23 protein-coding genes and 1 other RNA gene are annotated in these 24,861 nt (G+C 46.5%); 8 read left to right on the forward strand and 16 right to left on the reverse strand.

Annotated elements, in window-relative coordinates:
- Nucleotides 1-81 precede the first annotated feature (81 nt).
- Nucleotides 82-591, reverse strand: a complete 510-nt coding sequence (locus tag ACQE32_RS00250; protein ID WP_426971550.1) for a MarR family winged helix-turn-helix transcriptional regulator — start codon at nt 589-591, stop codon at nt 82-84.
- A gap of 147 nt (nt 592-738) precedes the next feature.
- On the opposite strand from ACQE32_RS00250, the gene ACQE32_RS00255 reads away from it, so the two are divergent.
- The 3 genes from ACQE32_RS00255 (at nt 739) to ACQE32_RS00265 (ending at nt 4,423) form a co-directional block, all read left to right on the forward strand.
- The gene (locus ACQE32_RS00255) at nt 739-1,902 is read left to right on the forward strand and encodes an MFS transporter (protein ID WP_426971551.1); all 1,164 of its coding nucleotides are present in this window, start codon (nt 739-741) and stop codon (nt 1,900-1,902) included.
- A gap of 612 nt (nt 1,903-2,514) precedes the next feature.
- On the forward strand, nt 2,515-3,525 hold the full coding sequence (locus ACQE32_RS00260) for an AI-2E family transporter (RefSeq protein WP_427021169.1): 1,011 nt from the start codon (nt 2,515-2,517) through the stop codon (nt 3,523-3,525).
- Nucleotides 3,526-3,844: 319 nt separating this feature from the next.
- Nucleotides 3,845-4,423, forward strand: a complete 579-nt coding sequence (locus ACQE32_RS00265) for a GNAT family N-acetyltransferase (protein WP_427021170.1) — start codon at nt 3,845-3,847, stop codon at nt 4,421-4,423.
- Between the two features lie 107 nt (nt 4,424-4,530).
- Here ACQE32_RS00265 and arnF read toward each other — a convergent pair whose 3' ends face one another.
- The 8 genes from arnF to ACQE32_RS00305 all read right to left on the reverse strand — a co-directional run bounded on the left by arnF (nt 4,531) and on the right by ACQE32_RS00305 (nt 13,847).
- Complete coding sequence (gene arnF / locus ACQE32_RS00270) at nt 4,531-4,911, reverse strand: 4-amino-4-deoxy-L-arabinose-phosphoundecaprenol flippase subunit ArnF (protein WP_426971554.1); 381 nt, start codon at nt 4,909-4,911, stop codon at nt 4,531-4,533.
- The gene (gene arnE, locus ACQE32_RS00275; RefSeq protein WP_426980630.1) at nt 4,908-5,240 is read right to left on the reverse strand and encodes a 4-amino-4-deoxy-L-arabinose-phosphoundecaprenol flippase subunit ArnE; all 333 of its coding nucleotides are present in this window, start codon (nt 5,238-5,240) and stop codon (nt 4,908-4,910) included. Before arnE ends, arnF begins: the two co-directional genes overlap by 4 nt.
- Entirely contained in the window at nt 5,237-6,907 is a 1,671-nt protein-coding gene (gene arnT / locus ACQE32_RS00280; RefSeq protein ID WP_426980631.1) for a lipid IV(A) 4-amino-4-deoxy-L-arabinosyltransferase, read from the reverse strand. The genes arnE and arnT overlap by 4 nt, the downstream gene beginning before the upstream one ends.
- 19 nt (nt 6,908-6,926) lie before the next feature.
- Complete coding sequence (arnD, locus tag ACQE32_RS00285; RefSeq protein ID WP_426971559.1) at nt 6,927-7,811, reverse strand: 4-deoxy-4-formamido-L-arabinose-phosphoundecaprenol deformylase; 885 nt, start codon at nt 7,809-7,811, stop codon at nt 6,927-6,929.
- Nucleotides 7,808-9,787 (reverse strand): bifunctional UDP-4-amino-4-deoxy-L-arabinose formyltransferase/UDP-glucuronic acid oxidase ArnA, encoded by a 1,980-nt coding sequence (gene arnA / locus ACQE32_RS00290; protein ID WP_427021171.1) that lies wholly within the window; start codon nt 9,785-9,787, stop codon nt 7,808-7,810. The genes arnD and arnA overlap by 4 nt, the downstream gene beginning before the upstream one ends.
- A complete protein-coding gene (arnC, locus tag ACQE32_RS00295) occupies nt 9,784-10,770 on the reverse strand; it encodes an undecaprenyl-phosphate 4-deoxy-4-formamido-L-arabinose transferase (RefSeq protein ID WP_426971563.1) in 987 nt (328 codons plus the stop codon). The genes arnA and arnC overlap by 4 nt, the downstream gene beginning before the upstream one ends.
- Before the next feature lies 1 nt (nt 10,771).
- Nucleotides 10,772-11,908: a UDP-4-amino-4-deoxy-L-arabinose aminotransferase gene (arnB, locus tag ACQE32_RS00300; protein WP_426971564.1), complete on the reverse strand. Its 1,137-nt coding sequence runs from the start codon at nt 11,906-11,908 to the stop codon at nt 10,772-10,774.
- A 256-nt stretch (nt 11,909-12,164) separates the two neighbouring features.
- Nucleotides 12,165-13,847 carry an ArnT family glycosyltransferase gene (locus ACQE32_RS00305; protein WP_427021172.1) on the reverse strand — a complete coding sequence of 561 codons (1,683 nt, stop codon included), beginning with the start codon at nt 13,845-13,847 and terminating at the stop codon, nt 12,165-12,167.
- 278 nt (nt 13,848-14,125) lie between these two features.
- On the opposite strand from ACQE32_RS00305, the gene ACQE32_RS00310 reads away from it, so the two are divergent.
- Both ACQE32_RS00310 and ACQE32_RS00315 read left to right on the forward strand, forming a co-directional pair.
- Entirely contained in the window at nt 14,126-15,070 is a 945-nt protein-coding gene (locus ACQE32_RS00310) for a formyltransferase family protein (RefSeq protein ID WP_426980632.1), read from the forward strand.
- A gap of 601 nt (nt 15,071-15,671) precedes the next feature.
- Nucleotides 15,672-16,373 carry a response regulator gene (locus ACQE32_RS00315; protein ID WP_426971567.1) on the forward strand — a complete coding sequence of 234 codons (702 nt, stop codon included), beginning with the start codon at nt 15,672-15,674 and terminating at the stop codon, nt 16,371-16,373.
- A 147-nt stretch (nt 16,374-16,520) separates the two neighbouring features.
- Here the strand turns inward: ACQE32_RS00315 and ACQE32_RS00320 are convergent, their stop codons facing one another.
- Nucleotides 16,521-16,679 carry a hypothetical protein gene (locus ACQE32_RS00320; protein WP_426973092.1) on the reverse strand — a complete coding sequence of 53 codons (159 nt, stop codon included), beginning with the start codon at nt 16,677-16,679 and terminating at the stop codon, nt 16,521-16,523.
- Here ACQE32_RS00320 and ACQE32_RS00325 point away from each other — a divergent pair.
- Nucleotides 16,639-17,412, forward strand: coding sequence for an ATP-binding protein (locus tag ACQE32_RS00325; protein ID WP_427021739.1), 774 nt, complete (start codon nt 16,639-16,641; stop codon nt 17,410-17,412). The genes ACQE32_RS00320 and ACQE32_RS00325 overlap by 41 nt on opposite strands.
- A gap of 30 nt (nt 17,413-17,442) precedes the next feature.
- On the opposite strand, the gene ACQE32_RS00330 is transcribed toward ACQE32_RS00325, so the two are convergent.
- From ACQE32_RS00330 to smpB, 3 genes are all read right to left on the reverse strand, one after another.
- Nucleotides 17,443-18,519, reverse strand: a complete 1,077-nt coding sequence (locus ACQE32_RS00330; protein ID WP_426971569.1) for a porin — start codon at nt 18,517-18,519, stop codon at nt 17,443-17,445.
- Between the two features lie 1,286 nt (nt 18,520-19,805).
- Nucleotides 19,806-20,169: a transfer-messenger RNA gene (gene ssrA, locus ACQE32_RS00335) on the reverse strand.
- Between the two features lie 44 nt (nt 20,170-20,213).
- A complete protein-coding gene (gene smpB, locus ACQE32_RS00340; protein WP_085070628.1) occupies nt 20,214-20,696 on the reverse strand; it encodes an SsrA-binding protein SmpB in 483 nt (160 codons plus the stop codon).
- A gap of 159 nt (nt 20,697-20,855) precedes the next feature.
- Here smpB and ACQE32_RS00345 point away from each other — a divergent pair, with 159 nt between their 5' ends.
- Together ACQE32_RS00345 and ACQE32_RS00350 are read left to right on the forward strand one after the other, a co-directional pair.
- Nucleotides 20,856-21,290 (forward strand): type II toxin-antitoxin system RatA family toxin, encoded by a 435-nt coding sequence (locus tag ACQE32_RS00345; RefSeq protein WP_427021173.1) that lies wholly within the window; start codon nt 20,856-20,858, stop codon nt 21,288-21,290.
- A complete protein-coding gene (locus tag ACQE32_RS00350; RefSeq protein WP_426971602.1) occupies nt 21,283-21,570 on the forward strand; it encodes an RnfH family protein in 288 nt (95 codons plus the stop codon). The genes ACQE32_RS00345 and ACQE32_RS00350 overlap by 8 nt, the downstream gene beginning before the upstream one ends.
- Before the next feature lie 38 nt (nt 21,571-21,608).
- Here ACQE32_RS00350 and bamE read toward each other — a convergent pair whose 3' ends face one another.
- From bamE to nadK, 3 genes are all read right to left on the reverse strand, one after another.
- A complete protein-coding gene (gene bamE, locus ACQE32_RS00355) occupies nt 21,609-21,962 on the reverse strand; it encodes an outer membrane protein assembly factor BamE (RefSeq protein WP_426971604.1) in 354 nt (117 codons plus the stop codon).
- Between the two features lie 186 nt (nt 21,963-22,148).
- Nucleotides 22,149-23,810, reverse strand: coding sequence for a DNA repair protein RecN (gene recN / locus ACQE32_RS00360; protein WP_426971605.1), 1,662 nt, complete (start codon nt 23,808-23,810; stop codon nt 22,149-22,151).
- 87 nt (nt 23,811-23,897) lie between these two features.
- Nucleotides 23,898-24,776 (reverse strand): NAD(+) kinase, encoded by an 879-nt coding sequence (nadK, locus tag ACQE32_RS00365; protein ID WP_085070638.1) that lies wholly within the window; start codon nt 24,774-24,776, stop codon nt 23,898-23,900.
- Between the last annotated feature and the right edge of the window lie 85 nt (nt 24,777-24,861).

The following is a 24,861-nucleotide window of genomic DNA, read 5'->3' on the forward strand; positions in this document are numbered from 1 at the left end:
AAAAAACAGATCGCTGTTTCCTCAACGGTCATAAAAACAGGCACTGTTTACGCTGATCATCGCTTGCTGCTGGTGTCTTCTTTACCGTCCGACATCGCTTTGCTCATCCGGACATGCCACCAGCAGTTTCCGCAGCAGCGTTTCCAGTGCTTTTTGCTGCTCAGGGTTTAGCGTTGCAAGCAGCGTCTGCTGCGTGGCGGTATGTACATAAAGCGCCTGCTCAATCTGGTCTGCGCCATGCCGGGTAAGGCCCACCAGCATGCTTCTGCCATCGGCTGGATCGGCGATGCGCTCGATTAATCCCTCCTGTTCCAGCCTGCTCAGCCGGTTAGTCATGGCACCAGAGGTCACCAGCAATGATTTATACAGCTGCGTTGGTGTAAGGCGGTAAGGTTCCCCGGCTCGCCTGAGCGTGGCCAGCACGTCAAATTCGCCTTCACGGAAGCCGAACGATTCCAGCGCGTTGGCCCGAGCCTTGCTGAGATGCTTTAACAGACGGAGCATACGGCCAAAAATCTTCATCGAAGAGGTATCCAGCTCCGGCATTGTTTCTTCCCACTGCCTGATTACAAAATCAATATGGTCCTGCATTTCTCACCTGCTGATAGTAAAGAGTATTTGTCGATGAATGCGGCGCGGCTTTTATTATCTGGGTATCTATCTTAACGTTAAGATAAATATCCGGTGCGCTTTCTGCCGGGTTGGCACCTTCCCTTAAGCCCTGTAGAGAGGCCCGCTATGAAAAAATCATTATCACTTCCCGTTATATTTGCTCTGACCGCTTTTCTTGTCGGGCTGAATCTGCGACCTGTCCTCTCCGCCGTTGGGCCGCTTTTTTCCCAGCTAAATAGCGCATCCGGGCTATCGGGCATCCAGTTTAGTTTACTCACCACTTTGCCCGTTATCATGATGGGGCTGGCTGCGCTTGGCGGCCCCGAGCTGTTACGACGAACCGGTAGCGTGCGCGGCGTCGCCGCCGGGCTGGCACTGCTGGCATTGGCCTGCCTGTTGAGAAAGTTCAGTCTCTCCTCATCATGGCTAATCGCCACCGCCTTACTGGCTGGCAGCGGCATCGGCATCGTCCAGTCATTACTGCCTGCGCTGATTAAGCAGAATTATGCCAGGTATTCCGCTACGTTAATGTCGTTATTTTCAACCGGCATTATGGCCGGTGCCGCCGTCGCCGCAGCCACCGCAGCGCCAATGTCCAGCGCGATCGGTACGGCAAACACTTTTGCCGCTGCCGGCTTGCCGGTGCTGCTGGCGCTGGGCGTTTGGACGCTGCAGACCAGACGTTCCGCCGCGCTACCGATGATGCAAGGCTATCACGTTCGTCTGACAGGACGCGCATGGCTGTTAATGTTCTTTTTTGGCATCGGAACCGGTGCCTATACGCTGGTGCTGGCCTGGCTGCCGCCTCTTTATATTCAGGCTGGCTGGAGCGCCCGCAGCAGCGGTTATATCCTGGCAGGATTAACGCTGACGGAAGTTGTGGCAGGTTTTATGGTAACGGCGGTTGTCCACCGTTTCCCGGATCGGCGCGGGCTGCTGATTATGGTTCTGCTGTTACTGTTAGCCGGGCTGGTCAGTTTGATCGTTGCGCCTGGCACTACGCCGATTCTTTCAACGTTACTTCTTGGCGCAGGTATTGGCGCACTGTTTCCACTTTCGTTAACAGTTACGCTGGACCACGCCGCTACTCCGTCGGAAGCGGGACGTCTACTGGCCTTCGTGCAGGGCGGCGGCTATCTGCTGGCCGCTCTGATGCCTTTGATCGCGGGAGTGGTGCAGGATCATACTGATTCTTTGGCTACCGCCTGGGTCATTATGAGTGTCGGCGTTATCCTGTTGATCTTTATCGTATCTCATCTTCGTCCAGTTCTTCGTCCAGTGAGGAAATAACAACCTTGTCAGGAGATAAAGCAGAGCTGCCTCCGTCTGCCGGCAGGCCAAATATATAGTCATTGTGCTCGAGGGGCGACGAGCAGGCAGCTCTGCGATTAGCTGATTTATCAAGGCTATTAAACCGACGGCTAATGTTTCAGGAAAAAGCGAGTTTTTTATGAAGCGTTACAGACGGTCATTAATAAAATCGACACGGTACCATAACATTCTGGATAAAATAGAGACGCACTGGGTGAGTGTTTCAGGATACTCAATAATAACCGGCACTTTGTGGTAGCTTAATCATAATAAAATTCAGCATAAAACTCTATTGCAAGTACAATATTGGTGCCTGTTTTTTAAGATAGATAATCATGAGTGTTTTTTACGTTAGCCGTGGTTAGATCATTGATTATAAGGGGAATCCTGCGAAAACAGCTTGTTTAATTTATGTATGAGAGCACGCCCGTGCACTCAACCTGCACATTAGACATATGAAATTACGTTAAATATTTTTTACTGGCTTGACCTTGATAGATATTGCAAACATATTGAACTACTGAGTATTGTTCCTGATTTATATGAATATATAAGGTTAATTTTTAAAACCCCTAAAACATGAAAATGATATTGTCTCTTCCTCAAAATCAAGCCTGTACACTGGCAAGTTTTGCTATGTCAGCAGCAACTCTGATGTTTATAATGCATTTTCATCTGCTCGCTGGCGTTTTTTTTAGTTTTTTTATCTACAGCCTGCTTAGCTATAGTTCTAAAAAGCTAAAGAAATTTTTGCCTGAATCACTGGCTAAGCTTCTGGCGGTTTTAATTGTACTTTGTCTGTTAGGTATTGGTTTTTTTTACCTTTTGACTAAAGGGGTAAACTTTTTTTCATCGGGATTTCCATCCAGCAGTGAACTTATCAACTCTTTTTCAGAAATTTTGAAAAGCGCCGGGAGTACATTTCATCTTTTCTCTGATATGGATATCCCTGAGTCATTTGATGAGTTTAAATATGCTGCAATTAAATTAATAAAGTATCATATTTCTACTTTTGCACTGGTAGGAAAAAATGCATTGCATCTTGCTGCAACAGTGGTGATAGGTTTAATTATCGCTTTAATGATTTTTTTGCAGCATGATTCACCCCCGTATTTCCAGGCACCTTTAACTCAACAGCTATCAAATCGAGTAAGTAATTTTTACCTGGCGTTTAAGAATTTTTTCCATGCTCAGATCAAGATTTCCCTGTTAAATACTTTTTTTACAACCATATTTCTTTTCCTTGTTTTACCTGTTGTAGACATTGCTCTCCCCTATAAAAAAACCATTATTCTGGCCACCTTCTTTTTGGGCTTGCTCCCGGTAGTTGGCAACCTGATATCCAATACCATTATTACCTTTATTGCTTTATCAATATCATTGAAAGCGGCTCTGTTAAGTATTCTTTTTCTTATCATTATTCATAAGCTGGAATACCTTTTTAATGCTAATTTCCTGGGAAAGTCTTCAAAAGTTAACGTGTGGGAAATCATCCTTGCTATGGTTGTCCTGGAAACTGTATGGGGCATAGCGGGGGTTGTGGCAGCACCAGTTTTTTACTCTTACATCAAAACAGAACTTGCCCAACTAAAATTAGTTTAGAGTGTTTTATACAGCTAATGATGTAATGTGGCTAAAATGGCATTAATTAAATTTTGCTTTGGTACACTGCCATACAGGTTACATGGCAGTGTAAACCACAAAATGCCAGTTTGTTAAAACCTGAGCGCAAGTAAAGATATGTCAGTAGTGCTCTGTTTGTAATTAACGAAAATTACAAATATGATCATGCATTCTGCACAATGTAAAAAATCTTATAAGTTATTTTATCTGTTTCTTCCACATACTATTATAATTAGCATTCGTACAAAATAATGTGTTATGAGTAATTTTTTATTAACTAAATATTAAAAGGTGAAAAATGAGTATTTACGCGGTTAAAATCGATGATAACTTCCCTGATTTAAGTATTGTTAGAGAGATTAATGAAGAGGCATTTCCTGTCGATGAGCGTGTTCCTTTTGATAAGTTGATTTTAATGGCTCAGGAAGAGGGCATTAGCTTGTCTGCAGTTTATGATGGGAGTGATTTTATTGGATTTTATATGGTAATCTTTAATGAGGTGAACGCTTATCTGGCCTTTATTGCAATACGGAAGTCACAACGTTCAAAAGGCTACGGTGGCAAATTACTTCAATTCATTGCGTCGCAATACCCTGATAAAAAAATAATTTTGGATATTGAACGTGAGGATCCTCAGGCTACTAATTATGATCAAAGACTTGCCCGGCAAAAGTTTTATTTAAATAATGGGTTTTCCCTGACTGGATTTTTCTTTGATTATGCCAATGTAGAGTTTGAAATACTTGCTAATAAACCACTTTATGACCTGGATGATGCAGTACCATTACTGAATCACATGCGTTTGCTTACACTTAAATATGATATTGAAGAGTTCAAACCTGAAATTTATTCTATGCGTAATGCAAAGAAAAACTGAGTGTAATTTTCCTGGGCATCTGAATGATGCCCTTTTCCTTATTTTTGTTAATCGTTAATACGATTTCACGAAGTGAATCGCTTTCTTTAATATGTCTGACACAATAGCTATCTTGATTTTTTTGTGGGTAGTGATACACATAATAATCCAATAGCTATCAGCAATACGCCAGTAAAGCTGCTCCACCGAAAGGGCTCGTTAAATGATGGCAATAATATTGCTGCCAGCCAGACCAGAATGTAACTCAGGCTGAGTAACGGATAGAGCCGATTAAGTGGTAGATAGCGCATCGCCATCATCCAGGAAAGCATTGACATTGCATAAGCGCTCAGCCCGATGAACAGCAATAGCAACGGCTTAAGATGCGACAGCGTATCTAAATTTAGCAGCTCAATCAGAGATGGAATATCCTGCATCGCTGCGCGAAATAGCAGTTGTGCCAGTGAAACCAGCAGCACACTGAAAAGCGCAAGAACAATCCCTTTCATAAATGACTTCCCATCATCGCTACGCCCACGACGATAGCAAATGTGCCCATCCATTGCAGTAACGTATAGGTTTCGCGCCAGATTAACCGCGCGGCAATAGCCACCAGCACAAAGTTCAGGCTTAGCATCGGATAAGCGATGCTGACTGGCACCACGCGCAGTACCGCCAGCCATAGTAACATTGCAATGCCGAGCAGGAGAATGCTTGATACCAGCCACAGCATGAACCTTTTCTTATCGCGCTTTATACCGATGTGCGCTGCCTGTTTTTGGCATAACTGAGCAGCGCAGCTCAGGAAGCTAACCAGAAAAATAAGTATAAAATTCATGGTAACGAGTTATATCCATAATAGACCAGACGCCCCTGCTGATAGATATTATCTGGTGTCGGTAGATCCACATTCAGACCATCTTCACTTGCATTAAGCATCATTACCAGAGCAACCGGCCCGTGACGACGATGAGTACGCAACCAGTCAGTAAGTGCCTCTTTGGGGATATAGCGCTGTTGTGCATCGGGGTAGCTAAGGCCATACCTTATCTCCCCTTTATTATCATAAAAAGTGATGTCGCTACGTTGTAATTCCCATGCTATAGCACTGCCTATCCCAGGATTATCGGCTAACAGATAACGGCTTTGCGCGAGTTGATCGTGTATTGCGCTGATAAAGCTCTGTGGTTGCTTCGAATCGCGGATTTTTTGGGGAATGGCAAAACCGATTAAAAGCGCCAACATGAGTGGACAAAGTGCCGCCAATTGCCAACGATATTTACCCGGCCTGAGGCTAAGCCAGCCTGATACGGCCCAGAAGCCAAATGCCAAAACGCCGCATATTACGCGTAACGTTTCGCCACTGGCGTATATTTTTCGATGCACCAGTCCCCAGGGGGCAATAACTATCAGCAATACAACACTAGCAACCACACCAAAAAGAATATTAATCCAGCCATTCGCTTTGAAAGCTTTTATTACCTCTGTACTACCGCTGTGTGCATAATGCGACATCAGCAAGGCCAGCGGTGCGAAACACGGTAAAATATAGGTTGGTAATTTACCTTTAGCGATGCTGAAAAAGAGCAATGGCAGCAGTACCCAGCTCAGCAGATAGACTGCGCCCGCCTGCTGATCACGTTTGTCCCAGGCGCACTTCAGTGCGCCTGGCAACAGTGCCAGCCATGGCAAGCAACCGGCCAGCAATACAGGGAAATAATACCAAAAAGGCGCTTTGTGCTGCGCATCCTGATCAGCAAAACGCTGGATATGCTCTACCCAGAAAAAATAGTGCCAGAAATCCCCTTCCTGACGGTTAATCGCCATTGCCCAGGGCGCGCTCAAGAGGATTGCCACCGCGATTGTGAAGGGCCCCCAGCGCAGTAGTTCGCCAAATCGGCGCTGCCAGATTGCCCAGGGCATAATTGCCAGCACCGGCACTACAAGCGCCAGGAAACCTTTGGTCATAAAACCCAGGCCACATGCTGCTCCAAGCAGCAGGTAACCACATAAACGTTGCTGCACACTGATGGCCTGCGCTGCAAACCAATAGCTGCACATGGCCAGCACCAGCCACAGCAGCAGGATAGGATCAAGGACCGCATAAGTGCCGATGCCATATACCAGCAACGAAGTCAGAAAAATCACGCTGCCGGTTAGCGCGATTCTCCGACTGGCAAATATCTCTCTGCCAAGCCAGTAGATCAGGGCAGCGCTTAACAAAGTGCAGAAGATCGATCCTGCACGCACGCCAAAGTTAGTATGACCAAATAGCAACTGACCGATGTTATTAACCCAGTAGCCCAGAATGGGTTTTTCAAAATAACGCAGCTCGAAAAAATGCGGAACCGCCCAGTTTCCACTGCTAATCATTTCACGACTAATTTCCGCATAACGAATTTCGTCAGGCTGCCACAAGGCACGAAGTTCAATGGGAATGAGATAATAAAGCGCAAAAAGCGCAAAAAGCGCAAAAAAAAGCGTAGTTCTGGTACCTATACGCATCCAAAATTCCTTATTAAAATTAGCTCTGGCAGCCTAACCAGCCCTCTCGTCCCGGAATGTTTCCGCGCACGATGTTTCCTTCAGGAAGGGTGCTTAAATCGTTTGGCAGTAACTCGCTTAATGGACAGAAGCAAATGCCTAGCTTTTCTGCCCGCGTTAATAAATCGGCGAACGCAGGCAGGCCGATAATTCCTTCAACTTCGGCATGGATGGTGTATACCGGTAAGCCGTTTGCGGCCTGCATTTTTTCAAGGATAAAGTCGTTGAATCCGGCCGCGCTCACAGTCTGCCCTACAACTTCATCCCAGGTCGGCAACGTGACAGGAATCTGTACCGTACCCTGGCGGCCATCTGGTAGCCGTGGTAAAAACGGTCCAGTGCCGCGACAATCACTGTTATACCGGAAGTTAAATTGTTCTTTTGCTGCCAGTACACGCTCATCTGCTCGCCATCCTGCCACTGCTGAGCAAGTAATCTCTTCCCCAAGAAGATGTTCCAGAGCCTCTTTACCCAGTGCAATCTGTTCCAACATTTTTTTTTCTGACCAGACGCCCGCCCAGGTCTGCCAGGCGAAATGATCCCAGGCGTGTAGCCCGACTTCATGCTCTATTGCCGTAGCTCTGATGATATCGCTAAGGCCCTTACCGATTCTTCGTCCGGGCCAGGCGGTGCCTGCCAGTAAAATATCCCAGCCATAGAGTGATGCCGCGCGTGAGCGCAGCATTTTCCATAAGAAGCGCGGCTTCATGAGACGCCATAAATGACGCCCCATGTTGTCGGGCCCGACACTAAAAAAGAAACTGGCTTGTATCTGATGCTGACTAAACTGCTCCAGTAACGCCGCTACTCCATGTCTGGTTCCACGCCACGTATCCACATCTACGCGCAACCCAATTTTCTTCATGATTTATCCTGCTGCTCAACGGTGCGCAGGAAAAAATCCAGCGTATTATCGATGGTGGTATCCATCTTCACTGTCGGCACCCAATTTAGCAGGCGGAAGGCATTTTTAATGGACGGCTTGCGATGTTCTACGTCCTGATAGCCTTTGCCATAATAACTACTGCTCTCTACTTCACTGAAGCCAGCAAAAGGCGGAAAGCGATCTCGCAACGGATGGCGCTCAAAGCTCGCAAGCAGGCGTTCAGCCAGTTCTTTAATACTGGCTTCGTTTTCAGGGTTACCAATATTAACGATTTGACCGTCGCAGTTATTATGTTTGTTCTCAATAATGCGGAACAGCGCTTCAATACCGTCCTGGATATCAGTAAAGCAACGTTTCTGCGCGCCTCCATCAATCAACTTGATCGGCGTACCTTCCACCAGGTTGAGAATGAGCTGGGTAATGGCGCGCGAGCTACCGATACGTGCGGCATCCAGGGAATCAAGACGCGGTCCCATCCAGTTGAACGGACGGAACAGCGTGAAACGTAAGCCTTCTTTTTCACCGTAAGCCCAGATCACGCGGTCCAGAAGCTGTTTAGACACGGAATAGATCCAGCGCTGTTTATTAATCGGGCCGACCACGAGATTAGAGTGGTCTTCATCAAAATGTTTGTCGGTGCACATGCCGTACACTTCAGAAGTTGATGGAAAAATAATACGTTTTTTATATTTCACACAGTTACGTATGATTTTGAGGTTTTCTTCAAAATCCAGCTCAAACACGCGCAATGGATTACGGGTATATTCAATCGGCGTTGCAATTGCTACCAGCGGTAATATCACATCGCATTTCTTGATGTGATATTCGAGCCATTCAGAGTGAATGCTGATATCGCCCTCAACGAAGTGGAAGCGTGGTTGATCAAGGAAACGGCTAATAGCATCAGAACCGATATCAAGACCATAGACTTCAAAATTGTCATCCTGAAGCAGACGTTCGGTAAGATGATTACCAATGAAACCATTCACACCAAGAATCAACACGCGGGTACGACGTTGCACAGCTGATACCGGCTTTGAGTAAAGCAGCACACCCGGTACCATGCCCAGGCTTTGTGCCAGCTGACTGCCATTCATATATACGCCGTTTTCGATCTGGCCCGTGACGATTTCGAGGGCTCCTTCACCGCATGCGATGATAAAAGGATCAACGGACAGAACGGTGCCCGGTTTGGCCTGTTGCGGATTGCTGTGCACGCGCGCCTGCCAAACAACAAATTTTACTGAACCTACGAAAGCGAATGCACCCGGCCATGGGTCGGTGACAGCACGCACCAGATTATTAATTGACTGCGCTGATTGCTCCCATTCGATGCGGCCATCTTCAGGCGTACGACGTCCTACTACTGAAGCCTGGCTTTCATCCTGTGGTGTGGTGGAAATCTCACCGCGTTTCATTGCAGGTAAACTGTCATTAAGCAGCGTTTCTGCGCACCGCAGCATTTTGCGGTGTAACGTTAATGCATTGTCCTGCTGATCAATTGCAACACGCATCTGCGAGACAATCTCGCCTGCGTCGGCACGTTTTATCATGCGATGCAGCGTCACGCCGGTCTCGGTTTCTCCATTCACCAACGCCCAGTTGAGTGGTGCGCGTCCACGATATTTCGGTAGCAGTGAGCCGTGCAGATTAAAAGCACCAAATCGCGCGCTATTAAGAATTTCGTCGCTCAGCAGATTGCGATAATAGAATGAGAAAATATAATCTGGATTCATCTGCTTAATGCGATCTACCCACAGCGGGTGGTTTGCATCTTCCGGTGCATATACAGGTATGCCTTGCTCGGCAGCTAAACGCGCCACTGAACCAAAAAAATGATTCTCGGCCACTGTATCGGCGTGAGTGTAAATAGCTGTGATTTCAAAGCCAGCGGCTAACAGTGCGTTAATACCTACACAGCCCATGTCATGATAGGCAAAGACGATCGTTTTCATTGTTCAATTTCCTGTACAGAAGAAGCTTTTTGGTGCGGGTGGACAACACGTTGAATGAAGTAGCGTGGACGGGCGCGTACATCGTTATAGATTCGGCCAATGTATTCGCCGAGTAAGCCCATACCGATAAACTGAGCGCCGATAAAAATAAACAGCACTGCAAACAGCATAAAAACCCCGTCGCCGGCCCAGTCAGCCCCAAATAACAAACGCAACACAATCAGCACCAGCGAGAAAGCAAAACCGGACAGGGCAATCAGGCTGCCTACAATGCTTAACAGGCGCAACGGTGTGGTGGTCAGGCAAGTAACCAGGTCATACATCAGGTTAATCAGCTTCATAAAGCTGTACTTTGAATCACCATGCTCTCGCTCTGCATGCGCAACTGGAAGCTCAATGGTACGGCGTGCAAAGGTATTCGCGAGGATAGGGATAAAGGTGCTGCGTTCATGGCAATTAAGCATTGCATCAACGATATGACGACGATAGGCGCGTAACATACAGCCGTAGTCGCCCATCGCTTTGCCGGTGACGCGCTGAATTAATTGATTGATGGTGCGTGAGGCGCGGCGGCGGAACCATTTGTCCTGGCGATTCTGACGAACAGTGCCGACCACATCGTAGCCCTGTTGCGCGGCCTTAACCAAATTGGGAATCTCTTCCGGGGGATTTTGCAGATCGGCATCCAGGGTAATAATCAAATCACCAGAGGCATGACTAAAGCCAGCCATGATCGCTGAATGCTGACCGTAGTTGCGATTCAACAGAACACCCAGAATATGACTACCGGGCATATCAGCGGCATCGGCGATCATTTCGCCTGAGCGATCGCTACTGCCGTCATCAACCAGTAGGATTTCATAATCCAGCTTCAGTACAGCGCAGGCTTCATTCGTACGGCGCACCAGCTCAGGTAGGCTTTCCTGTTCGTTATATACAGGGATCACCACAGAAATTTTACGAATAGCTTTTTCTTCCAGCATTTCAGGCTCCAGCTAAAAGACGCAATGCACGGATAACGCGTTCAACATCTTCATCGTGCATATCCGGGAAAAGGGGGATTGAGCAGATGCGATCGCTATTCCATTCCGTATTAGGAAGGGAAAGATGCGGATAGCGTTCGCGGTAGTATTTGTGTGTATGGGCTGCACGGAAATGCAGGCCTGTGCCGATATCCTGTGCTTTTAGTGCTTCCATCAATGCATCACGGCTCAGGCCACACTGTGCTTCGTCAACCCGAATAATGAAAAGATGCCATGCGTGCTGATGCGGCCATGCAGGCTGCTCCAGCGGTAAGAATGGCGTATCGGCCAATTCAGTCAGATAGCGTTGGGCAATTTCAGCACGACGTGCGTTGAAAGCAGGCAGTTTCTGTAGTTGGACCAGCGCGATCGCCGCACTAATATCCGGCAAATTGTATTTGAATCCCGGCATGACGACTTCAGCTTGCGGCTTGCGGCCGTGAGTATGGCGATCATAGGCGTCTACACCCAACCCATGAAACTTTAGGCTGCGCATACGATCTGCCAGTTCAGCATCATCTGTAACAATCAGGCCACCTTCGGCACAGCTCATGTTTTTGATGGCGTGAAAAGAGAAGATTGCCGTTCCCTGATTGCCAATATGTTGTCCTTTGTAATAACAACCTGCTGCATGAGCTGCATCTTCAATCACTGGAATGCCGTGACGTGTGCCGACTGCACGGACTCCGTCCAGATCAGCGGGTGCGCCCGCATAATGCACCGGAATAATGGCGCGAGTGCGTGGTGTTATTGCTGCTTCAATCTGCTCTGGCGTCACCATTAAAGTGTGCCGATCAACATCAATCATTACCGGAGTGGCTCCGAGCAACGTGATGATATTAATCGTGGACACCCAAGTGAGAGAGGGCGTAATGACTTCATCGCCAGGTTTAATGCCTAGTGCGAGTAACGCAACATGCATACCTGCCGTAGCTGAGCTAACAGCAATAGCATGTTGATTGCCTGTCAACTCACAAAAAGCCTGCTCGAGTGCTGCATTTTTGGGTCCGGTTGTTATCCAGCCAGAATCAAAAACATCACGCACGGCAGCAATCTCACTTTCTCCAAACGAGGGACGTGAAAAAGGTAAAAAAGCCATATTATCCTTACCATTAATACAGAAGGTTGAGTGCGTTAAGTTAAATTTAATGCTAAAAAATAATATATTTACCTAACGTCACAACTGACGGCCGATATAGTGGGCTACAAAAAATAAACGCTAAATAAACAATTTATAAGAAAGATAGAAAGGGCACGCAAGGTGCCATTTAATTTTCATTTTGTAACATTTACACCGCGCTGGTAGTTACATTTTGCCGTCCCCTTTACGGGGTTTTATAAATACCCAATGGAAATCAATTGAGGTAATCCTTCGTTTTTGCCGTGAGTTTATAAAGTATATAAAATTCGTCGTCGTCTGCTGGCCGATGACCTTTCCAAAGAATATCTTCATTATTTTCGCTCGGAGAGGAGATAGAGGTCTGTAGCAATAACAGGCTGCAATTATGTTCCATACCATGCATCTCAACTCGCTTGGTTTTTATTCCCGTATAGTATTCAACCATGGCTCGCTGCGGCTCTCCCAGCCCTTTACTAACCAGGCATTCATTACCTTTAAGATAAGGCTTAAGGCTGAGGAAAACGTCAGAGTACCGTTTTGAGTAATCGATAGCCGGAAGACCGAGAGTCATAATGCAAGACCAGACCAGTGTAATTATGCAGAAAAAATAATAAGCATCAGGCATGTTCTTTTTTAGTCCTTGCATAAGTGCAAGACAAATAAACAACGTGGCAGCAAGAGCAGAAAAAATGAGGTTTGGATTAAACTCTGCGTTAAAACCCGGAAGATAATGGGTGACTACTTCTATAAACCAGGGGCAAGCCGACCCAAAAGCAAAGAGCAAGCCGATGGCCCATAAAACAAGCGCAAAAAAAACTGTCAGAATAATCACTGACGTGGATACTTTTTTCATGCGAAGATTTTTAGCTATGCCGGAAGCGATAATGGCAAGCGGAGGCAACATTGGAAGGGCATAAAGCTCTCGGGCGTCACTGGATGCTGAAAGTACGAAAAAGGTGATGATAAAATAAAGCAATGATGCTTTTAACCCGAATGAGTACATCTCATTCTTTTTTTTATACAAATAGTAAAATACTAAAGGAAGTGCAGGGAAAGCGTACCAGGGGAGGGTATACAGATAAAAGAAATGCCCCTTTTTAGGGCCAAGGTCGTTAGCGCCAAAGAAACGGCCAAGATTGTTATCCCATAACCAGGTAAGGAAAAGTTCTGGGGAACGTTGCCACAATGCATATAACCAAGGGGTAACTGCGCTTATGAAGATCAGAGAAGCCACAATAATCGCGATAAAGAAATCCTTTTTCCTGCATTGCTTAAATAAAAGCACAGCAAAAAAAACCGTTAACCCAAGGATCCCTGGTCCTAACAAGCCTTTGGCCAGAAAAGCAAACGCAGCGCCAATAGCAAGATATACTCCCCCAATTAAGCAACGTTTTTCTGAAGCAATTAATCCGAACAGCCCCAGGCTACAGCCGGCCAGCAGTGCAGTGTCGGTTATCATTTGATGAGAGCGAACGCATAGACCCAGACATGACAAAAATACAACTGCCGCCCATCTACCGTACCCTTTCTCAAATGTTAGCCTGGCTGCCCCGGTAATTGCTGAACATGTGATTATCATAAAAATTCCGGATGCCAGACGGGCAGCATCGGGAAGAGATAACAGAGGAGATAACAAATGAACCATTAACGCTGATATCACATAGTAAATGGGGGGCTTTTCCATGAATGGCTCCCCTGCGAGAGTGGGTACAACCCAGTCTCCAGTTTGATATATATGTAATATCAGGCCAAAAGAGTAGGCTTCGTCAGGTTTCCATGGCTCATGTCCAATAAGGCCGGGTAACATCCAGCAAATAAACAGGCCAATAAAATAAATAAGGTCAACATTACCAGAGGTTAATAACGATTTTTTATTTTCGTAGGTTTTTGTGAGTTTATTAAAGTTCTCAGTTATCATCAAAATAAGCTTATAAAATGGCAATGAGTTATACGCAAACCTGAGCTAAATGTAACCAACGCGGGTTCCAGCAGTTTTGCACGGACGTTAACGGGGTTTATAAAAACTAATCGTGCAAAAAAAAATACACAAATATTCTCTATAAATAATGTGTATCAGACGGTGTTTTTTGTTGCGTTTTAGTGTAATCGTGTAAATAAACAGTTGTTGTTTGGCATTCATTTATATAACTATTGGTATGTATATACTTCAACACATACATGTATAACGTAGGTCATATGAGGCTTGAACGATATTTTAAAAAACCTGTGGCTATCCTTTTTGGCTATCACGATATGGGCTGTGCCGGTTTGCAATCGCTGCTTGAAGCCGAATACAATGTTGTTGCTGTTTTTACGCATAGAAACAGTGATTCTGAAGAGATTTTTTTTGATTCAGTTGCCGGGCAAGCTGAAAAACTCAGTATCCCTGTTTTTTTTCCCGACAACGTTAATGAATCACAGTGCGTTGAATTAATAAAGCAACTTAAACCGGATTACCTGTTTACTTTATCTTACCGGCAAGAACTGACTGAAGAAATAACACAGGCTGCAACGTTTGGTGCTCATAATATCCATGCCTCGCTTTTACCTGCTTACCGAGGCCGCTCGCACTTGAACTGGGTCATCATTAATGGTGAGAAACATACCGGAGTAACCCTTCACAGGGTCACCCGTCAGAAAGACGCAGGTCCAATTTTAGCTCAAGCCAAAGTTACGATTGAAAAACATGATAATGCTTTGAGCTTGCATAAAAAACTTGTTCAGATGACCCGCGCACGATTACCTGAATGGTTACGGGGCTTGCAGCAGGGAACACTTATTGAGCGGATTCAGGATGAAAGGCTCGCCAGTTGTCCCGGAGCAAGGCAACCGGATGATGGCCTTATAAACTGGAAAAAATCTGCCATTGAAATCCATAATCTGATCCGTGGGATCACATATCCCTGGCCCGGTGCGTATACGATGGCGGGGAAAAAAAAGCTGATTATATGGGAAAGCTGTATTAAGGAATCTTTTTCTGAAAGTCAGCCAGGAACGATAATTTCTCTTGATCCGCTGTTAATAGCTTGTGGTGTAGGCGTGCTTGAAGTGAAACGAGGAATGTGTGGCGAAGTAAGGGACAGTGAGGCTGGCGCTATTGTCAGAGAGTTAAAAGCACACTGCGGTATGCTGCTTGTATAAGAGTCTTACGCCTCGTTAAGAATGAAAGTGTTTGCACTGCTCCCAAATATGTCTGTAAAATTTTTGCTTAACAGCCGCATCCAGGGTGCGGCATAAGATTCAGTTTGCTGCGGGTTGCGGTAAATTTAATGTAGCAGGCAATACTGTACACTCATTCTATTAAGTGTCTTACCCTGTGTTGAGTGCTGGCCAATAATAATGTAAGTTCTTTGATTTTAATTGTCTCATGATAGATGATGCAAACGATAATAATAATGGCTTAACGGGTTATCAAAATTAGACATCGATAGCTTTATTAAAACCTGGATTATATTAAATGCACGGCATAAGGGAATAATGTGGTGCAACGTAATATCCATCTATTTTACATGTAGAAATAAATTAGTAAGCGCTGCTTTAATAAAGCGATGCTTGTTTTTTAATTAATCTATTGTTCATTAATGGAAAAGAATATAAAATGCCACCAGAATTTTCTTTTTTATAGGTGACGCATTATCAGCAAGGCGTTGTCTCAGAGTAATATAAATCAGAAAGATAGGTGCTTTTTGCTGAGGTTATTATGTGCTTTTTCAAAATTAAATGACTGGTCCTGGAGTTCGTTATGAGCAGGAATAAAAAACGAGTATTACTTGCGGAAGACGATACTGGCATTGCAACGATAGTAGAAGCTTATCTCCGGCGTGAGGGTTTTGACGTCATCCATGCAATTGATGGCGAAGTCGCTGTGAAAATAGCGCAGCAAACTCTCCCTGATTTTGTGATACTTGATATAAAAATGCCCAAAAAAGATGGTTGGCATGTGCTGAAAGAAATCAGAAGCTTTAGCAACGCACCGATAATGATGCTGACTGCGCTGGATGCCGATATTGATAAGGTTTTGGCTCTGAAGACGGGAGCCGACGATTATCTGGTTAAACCGTTCAGCCCGGTAGAGCTTGTCGCGCGCGTACATGTGATTCTTAAGCGAATGACTTACCACAGCCACAGTGACGAATTAAAAGTTTATCGCTCTCAACATCTGACTATTAATCAGGCGACACATCAACTCTGGACAAATGAAGGACATAAAGAAATTTCAAAACTTATCACTTATACGGAGTTTAGAATTCTCCTGCATTTGATGCGTAATCCTAGTCGGGTCTTTACTCGTTACGAATTGATTGAGGCTTGTTTCTCTGACTCCGATGTCAGCGACAGAACGGTTGATAGTCATATCAGCAAGCTAAGAAAAAAACTTGAAACGGTAGGCATATCTCATGTTCCGGAAGGAATACGAGGTGTGGGTTATCGTCTGGGGGATTAAGCATGCATAAAAATTCATTGCAACACCGTATTTTCCAACTGCTTGCTATGCTCACTGTAATTGCAACAATATTACCTATCCCCGTGTATTATCTTTACGCTTTTTTTTTATCCATGATCCAATAGAAATCATTCCCGAACCCAGTGATTATTTGCCGATATTAATATCTACTTTATTAACGGTTTTTTTATCTTTTTTTATTTCGCTTAAGTTTGCAAAAAAGCTATTGCCTCCTATTACATCCATTGCAGCCTCTGCAAGACAAATTGCCCAGGGAAACCTTACCACAAGAGCTAAGGCAGGCACGTTCTGCCTTAATGAACTTGATCTATTGGTGCAGGATTTTAATCTGATGGCTGAACGTATGGAGATCATGACGAACGATATGAAGCTCTGGAACGCAGCTATTGCTCATGAGCTGAGAACCCCTGTGACGGTTCTTAAAGGCGGGCTTCAGGGAATAGCTGACGGAGTACTTAGCGCCGATCCTGATGTCATTGCTGCATTTATGAAAAATATTGATGGCCTGTCACGCTTAATTGATGATTTGCGGACGGTGAGTTTAGCAGATTCAAATCAGCTTACACTCTACAGAGAATGGGGCGATGTCAGTCAGGAAATAAATACTATCTTACAATCACTTGAGCCAAATTTTGCTAAGCGTGGGAAAAAGCTGGTTTACAAAATTTTGGTTAACAACTGTTACGCAGATCATGTACGACTCAGGCAGGCGATACTTGCATTACTCCATAATGCGCTTGATTACGCCAATGAAGGTGTTATCAGCATTCATTGTTGGATGGGTGGCGACAAGCTTTATATTACTGTCGAAGACGAGGGGCCAGGTATAGAAGCGGAATTGCGGCATACTATTTTTGAATCGTTTTATCGAATAGATCCTCTAAAACAAACTGCTCATGGTTCATCAGGCCTGGGGCTGTCAGTGGTACGGGCAATTGCCCAGGCTCATGGCGGGACGGTGAAATGTGAAGATAGTACACTTGGTGGAGCCCGATTTGTTTTGATCATTCCAACATAAAGATAAGGCCTGCAAAGCAGGCCTTTATTATCAGAATTGATAAGTGAGGCCCAGACCCGTTTGGTCATCGTGGGCGAGTCCAAGTTGGTTGTTGCTGCTGATGCGGTTAAGCTTATAGTCAGCATAAATGGACATGTTTTTGTTGAAATAATAGCTGATAGAAAAATCCCAGTAATGCAACAGATCCTGGTCCGCAGCTGGCCCTAAATCTTTTCCTTTGGAACGGAAATAACCTACGCCAGGCACGAAGCCGTTGTCAAAGGTATATTTAGCCACCAGCTCAAGGTTTTCTGACTTATTAGCATAACCGAGTGAACGGATCGGTGTAAGATTACGCGCCTGCGCATATGTACCTGCCAGGTAAGCGTGACCGTCATCGTATTTCAGGCCTACAGCCCAGATATCAGCATGTTTACCTTCACCCAGTAAAAGATTGTTCTGGGCTTCAGTGCGGCGTGAAGATGAATATGCGCCAAGAGCAGTAATATCGTATCCGAAATCATAACTTACAGATGCACCGTAGCCATCTCCATTTGAGCGCATAGGATCGCGGGAGTTGTTTGTGCTATCATTGTTCGCGCCCTGATACTGAAGAGCAAAATTCAGGCCATCAACCAAACCAAAGAAATTGTTATTCCGATAAGTTAAGAAACCATTACCACGGCCTGTCATAAAGTTATCGGTATAGCTGAAAGTCTCGTCATCAAAAATCACTGGCGTATCTGTAATCGCTGCGACGTCATAAATCACACCGTAGTTACGTCCATAATCCAGTGAGCCCCAGTTACCAAACTTCAGACCAGCAAAACCTAAACGCGTTTTGTTTCCATTCTGCGCATCGCGACCACTTTCTGAGTGATTAGCCTGAATATTGTACTCCCACTGACCATAGCCAGTAAGTTCATTGGTGATCTGGGTCTCACCCTTAAATCCAAAACGGATGTAGGTATTGTCACCATCAATAGATGAATTTTTGCTAAAATAATGACGAGCAACGGCCTTGCCGTAAACGTCAAGTTTATTGCCATCTTTATTATAGACTTCAGCAGCGTGTGCAACGGGCGCTAAAGCTGTACCAATGAATAACGCAACAATTGTTTTTTTCATAATTATGTCTCTGTGTAATTAAGCATCTGTCTGCCTTGTAATAAAATCCTTCAAGGCTGGATGTTATGTAACAGAGCTTTTTTAAGGGCTCAACTGAATTTTTTTAAGATGTTGCTGTCGTTGGCGCTAAATCATAAGGTTTAAGCTGTATATTTACATCTTTCGACATAAAAAATCGATTTGTGTTTTAAATCTAGATTTTTATTCTGGTTAAGGGGTGTTTTTAGATTTTTATCTTGCCATTACTGAATTGTAATTTTTTGAAATAACTGTTGTGATTGCGTGTAAATCAAAAGTATTGACTTCAAATAGTCTTTAAAAAAACTATAATCAATATTATTTACATGAGCATGGTTTCTTTAATTGGGTAGTCAAAACGATGTCAAACACAATAGAGCAACAAATTGCCCAGCATTTTGAACAGCTTGGTGAAGTAAAATGCTATGATATTACTCAACTCACTATTCTGGGGAGGGTGACAATGGATTCGTTATTGAATGGCGAATTACCTGATCACAGGCAAATTCTAAATCGGCTTGATGAATTAAAGTATACTTGTAGTTCTGCCTCTTTTAAAAAAAAGTGTGCTGAACTAATTGAGGAAATTGAATATCTCTGCCCCGGTATTGAATGTGAGTATTAGTCTGGGTTGGCGAAACACCTTCTGAGGTACCAATAATTTTCTTAAACTGAAGCGGCGCGATACGCCGCGAAAATCAGGCATTTTAAATTTCAATGAGAGATGTCTCATGGTTTTTCTACTCATTCTGGCGCTCCCGGACCGCACATTAAACCAGCCATCGCTCCGCCAGCAGCTCCTCCGGTAATGCCTGCCCCGTTAATAGCCAGCTGTCTCCTGGTTTTTGGAATCTTATAGCTCATTTATCGTTTTGCCAGATGATTTCATCTGCTCTGCTATTGCACGGCTCAGCGGGGTACTTCGCGATCTGACCCTATCCATTATCAGGTTGCGAGTTTCCTGTGCCTCACGTGCAGCCTGTTCCCATGTGATGAGGCCGAGATTAGCCCATGGTCTAAGGTCTTCAGCCATTTCTTTAATACGCTTCGAATATTCAAGACGTAAACGAGGATCTACTGAAAGCCGGGCCGCTGCCGCTGAAACATTCCCCGCCCACTTTATAGCGTGTACCTAAATGTGTACCAATTATCTTTGGATTCAGGCGGATCGGCTCGGAAGCTTACAGACACAAAAAAGCCCGCAGGGCTTGTGCCATGCGGGCTTTCAGGACTTCGTTAAATGGCTCTGGAACCATCAACCAAGAATTTGGTGGAGCTGGCGGGAGTTGAACCCGCGTCCGAAATTCCTACATCCTCGGTACTACATGCTTAGTCCAGTCTTTACATTCGCTTGTTAGCTGCGGACGGACACGCCACTAACAAACTAGCCTGATTAGTTTTAACGCTTCAACCCCAGGCAGGGTATCCACGCGATCTCTTTTAGGTTTGACCTCTCTTGATCCCCGTCCTAAGAGCGGAGGCTAGGGAGAGAGGGCTCTAAGCAGGTTATTAAGCTGCTAGTGCGTAGTTTTCGTCGTTTGCGACTATTTTTTTGCGGCTTTTAACGAGGCCAACCGCCCCTCGGCATGCACCTTGGGTTTCGCGAATCCCGTCGAATCCAGAATCAGCCCCAAGAATTAAAGAGTATAGCAAAAAACGTTTGGTCAATCCAGCGCTTAGCGATGGGCATTCTTCATAATGCGTGCTTTATCCAGCTGCCATTCGCGGCTTTTTACATCTTCACGCTTGTCATGCTGTTTCTTACCGCGCGCAACGCCAATTTTAATCTTGCACCAGGCGTTTTTCCAGTAGAGCGACAGCGCAACAACCGTATAGCCTTCGCGATTAACGCGGCCGTACAAGCTGTCCAGCTCGCGCTGATTTAGCAGCAGCTTACGGTTACGCGTAGGATCGCAGACAACATGGCTGGATGCGACCGACAACGGCTGAAAGGTGGCACCGAACAGATAAGCTTCACCGTCGCGCAGCAGAATATAGCTGTCGCTGATGTTGGCTTTACCGGCGCGTAGCGATTTAACTTCCCATCCTTGTAGCGCCATTCCCGCTTCGAACTCCTCTTCAATGAAGTATTCATGGCGGGCGCGTTTGTTAAGGGCAATAGTGGCAGAACCAGGTTTATGTGCTTTTTTCTTTGTCATAGTGCAACTTAGTTTACATCAGACCAGTGTTAATCGCATCCCCGGTCCCAAATTCGCCGGGAAAAAAAGCTATTCTAGCACGCCTTGCGACTTAGAGAATTTCTGTTTGGCTGTTGAAAATGCTATTATTTGTACGTTTTAGGAATCACAGGAAACGATATGGCCCAGATTAGCCGTTCTGCACTCGTGCCTTACAGTGCTGAACAAATGTACCAGTTAGTTAACGATGTTGATGCCTATCCGGAATTTTTGCCTGGTTGTTCGGGAAGCCGTGTGCTGTCCGCTTCCGAACAGGAGATGACGGCGTCGGTCGATGTTTCTAAAGCTGGTATCAGCAAAACGTTCGTGACGCATAACATGCTCACCAGTAATCAAAGCATCCGCATGCAGCTGGTGGATGGTCCGTTCCGTAAGCTAACCGGCGGCTGGACTTTTACCTCAATGGGTGACGATGCCTGTAAAGTTGAGCTCAATCTGGAGTTCGAATTTACTAACATGCTGGTTGAGCTGGCGTTTGGCCGTATCTTTAAAGAGCTGGCAAACAGTATGGTTCAGGCCTTTACCCAGCGTGCAAAAGAGGTTTACCGTGCCTGAGCTCACTGTTGAGGTAGTCTATGCGCTGCCGGAAAAACAGTATGTGCGCCAGGTAACGCTGGCAGAAGGCAGCAGCGTTGAACAGGCTATCCGCGCGTCCGGCTTACTGGAGTTGCGTCATGATATTGACCTGACGCAGAATAAAATTGGCATCTATAGCCGACCAGTAAAACTGCAGGACGAGGTTAACGATGGCGATCGCGTGGAAATTTATCGTCCGCTTATCGCCGATCCGAAAGAGCTGCGACGGCAGCGTGCTGAACGTTCGGCAAAAAAATAAAGGCGCTTTCAGCGCCTTTTTTTATGCCCGACAACAGGTTAGTTGTTAGCTTTGTTGCCGCTCAGGTTCGGTTTATTATCGATATTGGTCAGAACGCCGCTACTGTCGAAAGTCAGCGTCAGCGTTTGCTGGGTTACTTTTTCATGGCCAGGCTGCTGGCGGAATACGTAATACCAGGTATTGTTGCTGAATGGATCGCTCATCATCGGCGTACCCAGCGTATAGGCAACCTGCTGTTTGTTCATGCCCACGCGCAGCTTGGCAACGTCAGTGGTTGTGAGATAGTTACCCTGATTGATATCAGGACGGTAAACCACGCGCTCCAGAGTGGAACAGCCAGCAGTCATCATGAGAAGTAACACTGCAGCAGCAGTCAGCGTTTTACAGCGCATTTATACATTCCTTTTTTAGGCTCAACGCCTTTTAAACAGGCGAGTTTGGTGCCAGCACGGTCTGAACACAGCCTGCGATCAATGTGTTTCATTCAGGCGACAAGCTGTCGATGATAATAAACCTGACCGCAGTTGGAAACCTTTACAGAGCAAGCATATGACCGCAGGAATGTAAAAAAGTGCATATCAGGCCGCTAAAAGCTCTTTCGCATTCGCCAGCGTATTCCGCGTCACTTCGCTGCCGCCCAGCAAACGCGCCAGTTCCTGCAGGCGTGCACGCTTATCCAGCGGCTGCATGTGGGTTTCAGTCATCGCGCCGTCAGTCTCTTTGCTGACGAAGAAATGATGATGACCACAACCCGCCACCTGCGGCAGGTGCGTGACGCACATAACCTGCGTTGATTCGCCCAACTGACGCAACAGCTTGCCAACCACTGCGGCCGTCGGCCCGCTGATACCCACATCCACCTCATCGAAAATCAGCGCTGGCGTATCCATCTTACGGGCGGTGATAACCTGAATCGCCAGAGCAATACGTGACAACTCACCACCGGAAGCCACTTTAGCCAACGGCTGTAACGGCTGACCCGGGTTAGTGCTAACGCGAAAATCGATGCGATCCGCGCCCTCAGCGGTGAGTTGCTCAGGGTTGAACTGTACGGCAATAGTAAACTGACCGTGCGGCATTGAGAGCGCATGCATGCTCTCGGTAATCAGCTGAGTTAACTCTTGCGCGTAATGCGCGCGTTGCTCATGCAGCTTCTGTGCGCTGGCAAGTGCCGCCTGATGATGCTGCGTTACCGCCATGCTCAGCGTTTCCTGATCGCTCTCCTGCTGCGACAGCAGTTGTTCTTCGTCCAACAGTTGCTGATGGAAGGCCGGTAACGCCTCTGGTGCAACGTGATGCTTACGCGCCAGGCTTATCTGACGTGACAGACGCTGCTCCAGCTCATACAGCCGGTTGGGATCGAGATCAAGACGATCGCAGTAATGACGAAGCTCATCGCTTGCTTCACTAATCTGGATGGAGGCTTCTTCCAGCATGTTCAGCACGCCGCTCAGTTTTTCATCCATCGTGACCAGTTCGCCCATCATCTGACGTGCGGTATAGAGCAGGCTTTGCAAATTACTGTCGTCGCCATCGGCCAGCAAGTGAAGCGCCTGCTGGCTGGTGGAAAGCAGCTGCCCGCTGTTGGCGAGGCGTTTGTATTCCTCGTCAATCTGTTCGAACTCACCGGCGACTGGGGCAAACTCATTCAGCTCTTTTAGCTGATATTGCAACAGCTCGCGTCTTGCTTCGCGTTCCTGCATCTGCTGTTGATGCTGTGCCAGTGCGCGACAGCTCTGATGCCACTGACGGTAGTTGGCCGCCATGCTCTGCATCAGCAGCGGCTGATCGGCATAGGCGTCCAACAAAGATTTTTGATGTTCCGGTTTTAACAGCAGCTGGTGCGCATGCTGCCCATGAATCTGAATTAGCAGCTGGCCTAAATCGCGCAGCTGAGAGAGGGGCACTGCGGTGCCGTTGATAAAACCACGGGAGCGGCCATCGCTGCTGATTACGCGGCGCAGCAGGCACTCCTGGCCATCGTCCAGCTGATTTTCTTCCAGCCAGCGCAGGGCTGAAGGCGTATCTTTCAGATTAAAGCGGGCGCAGAGATCGGCACGATTAGCGCCCTGGCGCACCATATCCACTTCAGCACGGCCGCCCAGACAGAGGCCCAGCGCATCGATAGCAATGGATTTACCAGCACCGGTCTCCCCGGTAATCGCGGTCATGCCACGTTGAAAATCAATTTCCAGCTCGCGAACAATTGCAAAATTACTGATGGTGAGTTGGGCCAGCATATGTGCCTTCCTGTACATAAACACAGACATGGTTTTTCGTACAGTATAATCTGGTTTTATATACAGTAAAGCGGCACGTTGCGCTTTTTAAAATAATTTTTTCGACCAGCCGAGTTTAGAACTTAGCGTATTGAAATAGCTGTAGTTTTTTGGGTGGATCAAGTTGAGGTGATAGTCGCTACGGCGTACCAGCACATCTTCGCCTTCCTGGATAGGCAGCGCGATTTGACTGTCACAGCTGATCTCCAGATCGTTGCGCAGGTCGGAAAAACGCAGGCGGATGGTGCTGCTGCTGTTAATGACCAGCGGACGGGCGGAAAGGGTATGCGGAAACATTGGCACCAGTGCGATGGCATCCAACGATGGCGTTAAAATTGGGCCGCCAGCCGAAAGAGAGTAGGCGGTAGAGCCGGTAGGCGTAGAGATAATCAGCCCGTCAGAGCGCTGCGAGAACGCGAAGTTCTCATCGATATAAACCTCAAACTCAATCATATGCGCCACTTTGCCCGGATGCAGCACCACCTCATTAATTGCGGTGCCAATACGCGGCGCGCCTTCGCCACGACACACGCGCGCTTCTAGCAGAAAACGTTTTTCTGTGATGTATTCGCCGCGCAGCACATCATCCAGCTGCTGTTGCGCGTTATCGGGGTCCAGATCGGTGAGAAAGCCCAGATTGCCACGGTTGATGCCGATAACTTTTATATCGTAACGCGCCAGTACGCGCGCCGCGCCCAGCATATTGCCATCGCCGCCGACCACCACCGCCAGATCGGCGCGTTGACCAATTTCCGCCAGCGAGCCGGTTTGCACATGTTCCAGCGACAGCTCACGCGCAATTTGTTGTTCAACAATAACTTCGTAGCCTTTCTCGCTAAGCCAGCGCCAGAGCATTTCGTGAGTGGTCAGGGCGGTAGGATGACGGGGATGTCCGACGATGCCGATGCACTGGAAATGTTTGTTCATTATGCTGGTCTTCCTCATGAGGCAATTCTGCCCTGACATTGTGACTGGTTCCCTTGAAACCATTAATCTGATCCCCATAATAAGC

Source organism: Pantoea sp. FN0302 (assembly GCF_050113775.1).
Taxonomy (GTDB): Bacteria; Pseudomonadota; Gammaproteobacteria; order Enterobacterales; family Enterobacteriaceae; genus Mixta; species Mixta alhagi.

Coding starts and splice junctions, on each gene's coding strand:
- ACQE32_RS00345 (WP_427021173.1), top strand. CDS start 20,856: ATGGCCCAGATTAGCCGTTCTGCACTCGTGCCTTACAGTGCTGAACAA.
- arnD (WP_426971559.1), bottom strand. CDS start 7,811: ATGAAGAAAATTGGGTTGCGCGTAGATGTGGATACGTGGCGTGGAACC.
- ACQE32_RS00305 (WP_427021172.1), bottom strand. CDS start 13,847: ATGATAACTGAGAACTTTAATAAACTCACAAAAACCTACGAAAATAAA.
- arnA (WP_427021171.1), bottom strand. CDS start 9,787: ATGAAAACGATCGTCTTTGCCTATCATGACATGGGCTGTGTAGGTATT.
- bamE (WP_426971604.1), bottom strand. CDS start 21,962: ATGCGCTGTAAAACGCTGACTGCTGCTGCAGTGTTACTTCTCATGATG.
- arnF (WP_426971554.1), bottom strand. CDS start 4,911: ATGAAAGGGATTGTTCTTGCGCTTTTCAGTGTGCTGCTGGTTTCACTG.
- arnT (WP_426980631.1), bottom strand. CDS start 6,907: ATGCGTATAGGTACCAGAACTACGCTTTTTTTTGCGCTTTTTGCGCTT.
- nadK (WP_085070638.1), bottom strand. CDS start 24,776: ATGAACAAACATTTCCAGTGCATCGGCATCGTCGGACATCCCCGTCAT.
- arnB (WP_426971564.1), bottom strand. CDS start 11,908: ATGGCTTTTTTACCTTTTTCACGTCCCTCGTTTGGAGAAAGTGAGATT.
- ACQE32_RS00255 (WP_426971551.1), top strand. CDS start 739: ATGAAAAAATCATTATCACTTCCCGTTATATTTGCTCTGACCGCTTTT.
- ACQE32_RS00330 (WP_426971569.1), bottom strand. CDS start 18,519: ATGAAAAAAACAATTGTTGCGTTATTCATTGGTACAGCTTTAGCGCCC.
- smpB (WP_085070628.1), bottom strand. CDS start 20,696: ATGACAAAGAAAAAAGCACATAAACCTGGTTCTGCCACTATTGCCCTT.
- arnC (WP_426971563.1), bottom strand. CDS start 10,770: ATGCTGGAAGAAAAAGCTATTCGTAAAATTTCTGTGGTGATCCCTGTA.
- ACQE32_RS00315 (WP_426971567.1), top strand. CDS start 15,672: ATGAGCAGGAATAAAAAACGAGTATTACTTGCGGAAGACGATACTGGC.
- arnE (WP_426980630.1), bottom strand. CDS start 5,240: ATGAATTTTATACTTATTTTTCTGGTTAGCTTCCTGAGCTGCGCTGCT.
- ACQE32_RS00250 (WP_426971550.1), bottom strand. CDS start 591: ATGCAGGACCATATTGATTTTGTAATCAGGCAGTGGGAAGAAACAATG.
- ACQE32_RS00265 (WP_427021170.1), top strand. CDS start 3,845: ATGAGTATTTACGCGGTTAAAATCGATGATAACTTCCCTGATTTAAGT.
- recN (WP_426971605.1), bottom strand. CDS start 23,810: ATGCTGGCCCAACTCACCATCAGTAATTTTGCAATTGTTCGCGAGCTG.
- ACQE32_RS00310 (WP_426980632.1), top strand. CDS start 14,126: ATGAGGCTTGAACGATATTTTAAAAAACCTGTGGCTATCCTTTTTGGC.